Source organism: Burkholderia sp. SIMBA_051 (genome assembly GCF_046534915.1).
Taxonomy (GTDB): domain Bacteria; phylum Pseudomonadota; class Gammaproteobacteria; order Burkholderiales; family Burkholderiaceae; genus Burkholderia; species Burkholderia ambifaria.
This window is the reverse complement of the sequence record NZ_JAWRXS010000191.1, coordinates 1-279: the sequence shown is the minus strand read 5'-3', so window position 1 is coordinate 279 and position 279 is coordinate 1. Positions and strand designations below refer to the sequence as shown.

The 279-nt window shown below is 60.9% G+C and carries 1 protein-coding gene; it reads right to left on the bottom strand.

The annotated features are described in order from the left end of the window. Positions 1-279 (bottom strand): tRNA (adenosine(37)-N6)-threonylcarbamoyltransferase complex ATPase subunit type 1 TsaE (gene tsaE / locus SB771_RS34130; RefSeq protein ID WP_410721934.1); only part of this gene is annotated, 279 nt, incomplete at both ends.

The following is a 279-nucleotide window of genomic DNA, read 5'->3' as shown; positions in this document are numbered from 1 at the left end:
GTCGGGTGGCGCCTGCCGCAGGGAGGGCGCCGTGTCGGGCGGGGGGACAATCGCGTTCAACCATGTTTGTCCTCGAGCGGTGTGCGCGGTCAGCGTGACATCGCGTCCTTGGCCGGCGTACGACAGGGAAATCTGCAGGTCGGGAGGGGGCAAAAGGCCCTCGGCCCGTTCCGGCCATTCAATCAAAACGACCGCATCCTCACGCAGCAAATCCCGGAATCCGGCGTCCAGCCATTCGCGCGAATCACTAAATCTATAAAAATCAAGGTGATAGAAGTA